This is a genomic window from Thermocladium sp. ECH_B (assembly GCA_001516585.1).
In the GTDB taxonomy this organism is placed as follows: domain Archaea; phylum Thermoproteota; class Thermoprotei; order Thermoproteales; family Thermocladiaceae; genus Thermocladium.
Genome location: LOBW01000123.1, coordinates 1 through 2,601, shown reverse-complemented (window position 1 = coordinate 2,601; position 2,601 = coordinate 1). Strand labels below are relative to the sequence as shown.

At 45.9% G+C, this 2,601-nt stretch carries 2 protein-coding genes and 1 pseudogene; 1 reads left to right on the top strand and 2 read right to left on the bottom strand.

Annotated elements, in window-relative coordinates:
* Positions 1-65: 65 nt before the first annotated feature.
* Positions 66-905 (bottom strand): annotated as a pseudogene (locus AT710_09590).
* 399 nt (positions 906-1,304) lie between these two features.
* A complete protein-coding gene (locus AT710_09585; protein ID KUO90070.1) occupies positions 1,305-1,904 on the bottom strand; it encodes a hypothetical protein in 600 nt (199 codons plus the stop codon).
* A 77-nt stretch (positions 1,905-1,981) separates the two neighbouring features.
* Between AT710_09585 and AT710_09580 the strand changes: the two genes are divergently transcribed.
* Positions 1,982-2,601 (top strand): thiamine biosynthesis protein ThiF (locus tag AT710_09580; GenBank protein ID KUO90069.1); only part of this gene is annotated, 620 nt, incomplete at its 3' end.

The window sequence follows — 2,601 nt, the reverse complement described above, 5'->3', positions numbered from 1 at the left end:
TCAGCCCAATCCCCGGGAGTTATTGAACCAACTATTTGACCTTGCGAGTTAAGTATGTGGAGCTTACTCCAATCCACTGCTCCTATGAATGATACTTGAAGCAGCACATATATTGCCATTACTAATATGAAGCCCAGTATTGTTCCCCAAACCACATCTGTGGGTTTCTTGGCTTCGCCGCTGAATTCTATTCCCTGCCTAAAGCCTAAGTACGAGTAGGCTATTCCGGTCGTCGGTATTGCTAGGAATACTGCAGCCATGCCGTACGGAATGAAGCCNCNCGGCAGCGATGTGAAGTTAGCGCTATGCATTGCTAATCCCATCAATAAAATGAATGTTAGGGACGGTATAATGACTTTCCACCACCCAACGCCGGTATTAGTCTTGCCCATTACATGAACTCCGTACCAATTAAGCAAGAAGAAGAAAATTGTAAGCAACGCTGCTACTACTACTCCTAGAGGAGTTATGCCGCTAGATGTATAGAGGGCTGGAATGTAGGTCGACATATAGGTCACCGCAGCTATGGCCTCGCTGGGAGCCACCGTCACTGCGCTGAGCAAATATGACCAGGCCAGTATGAAGGATGCAAAGCCACCGTAGGCATATTGTGGGTACCTGACTATTCCGCCGGTCTTTGGAAGCATCCCGCCTATTTCCGAGAAGGTGAGGGCTATGAAAATCATTAAGAAGCCCGCGATTATCCAGGAGAGTATTGCCGCAGGTCCCGCGGCGGTGGCTGCCCCCATGGAGCCAAAGAGCCAACCGCTTCCTATCATTGCGCCGACCACTAGGAACGCTATATCCCATCTACCCAATGCGCGTCTCAGCATTTTATCCGATTGCTCCGCCTCAGCCTCGCTTATCTTTCTTTCATTTCCTGGATTTTGTTCTGGTCCAGGCACTTAGTTATATAGATTATAGGTTTTTAAGCTTTATTGGTATTTTTTACAAGTAAAGCATATTCTGCTCGACATAAGTAAAGATTATGATGCATTCAATGCGATTAATTTAGCTAAGAATTAGATAATTACGGCTAGATTGACCACATTTAATTGAAAATATAATCACAAAGCAATACATCAGCGCAGAAATATCATCACTTACTCAGCTCATCCCATCATCATCAATACAACGTGAACTACTCCGCTTTGGGGNTCCCTGCCTCATGACCCAACTTGCCAGCATTTAAACATTGAAGCAGGACCCCAAGCTCACCAAGGGTATTTCCACGCCACATTTTTAAGAATATGGATGATGATTCGCCTATGGCAATCCCCTGAGCCGCACTAGAAATACTGGTGCTAAATTATGGATTGCAGGTAAGGAATGGATAATAATGCGGCCGCCACTATGGTAATGGTCCATAAGCCGTACTCTCTCTCATGAATGACCTTAAATCCATCAAGAGGCGGAACCGGGATCATATTCATTAAGCCCAACCAGGCATTAATGGCGTATGGAATATAGAAGACCGGGGATCTCCAGATATATACGTAAAGCACTAGAAATATCAGCGAGAAAAACACATTAGCAAGGGGACCCGCGGCTGAGATCAGTGCGGGATCCCGCTGGCTTGGCTTGCTGCTTCTAGTCCTATAGCCTATATGAACGGCTCCTGCTATACCCATGGGTATCTTAACCACCGAGGTTAATGCCAACATGACTAGGCCAAGGGGCCACATCCTATAGCAAGCTATATATCCAAGGCGACGCGCTACATATCTATGCATTAATTCATGGCCCATGAAGCCGGNGCCCACCGCTATTAACACCGCTACCGCAATTACGTATATTGGGTAAATCCCATAGAACACCACTATAAATGCACCATATGTAACCGCCAATGAAATAATCATTTGCCTAACTTCATCTGGGCAAGCACTGCTTATTCGCCTTATCATGGGAAGGATAAGCCTATTATTAAGTTAAAAAAGCTTAGGTTTTTATTATGGGTAAACATTAAGCCACCGGAAACATAATGGAGAGGTACATTAGGCAGATACCGCTCCTTGGACGGAGCGGGCAAGCACGACTTAGGAAAAGCTCGGTGGGAATTATAGGGCTTGGAGGACTTGGGTCAATAATATCAATGTATCTCGCTGGAGCCGGCGTGGGTAAATTGCTGCTCATAGATTTCGACACTGTTTCCTTAACGGATCTACACAGGCAATTATTATATACCATTGATGATATTGGCAAACCAAAGGCTCTAGTCGGCATGAAGCGGCTAGCCGAAATCAATAGTGAAGTTCATGTTGATGCCGTGAATGATGCCATCACAAGCGAGGAGAAGGCTGATGAGGTGGCCAGAGAAGTCGACATAATCGCATTGGCCGTGGATAACTGGAAAACTAGGCAGCTGATAAATGCGTCAGCAATACGTAGAGGGAAACCAATCAGCCATGGAGCAGTAAATGGTTGGATTGGAACGGTAACCACTATTTATCCAGGCAAGACGCCATGCTTAAGGGAATTAAGCAGCCTTGGAGCAGGGGCTGGGGATAACATTTCTTGCTTGGCAGGTGACTGCAGCTCAATAATTGGCCCCGTGGCTGGAGTCATTGCATCAATACAATCAAGCGAAGTAATTAGAATCGC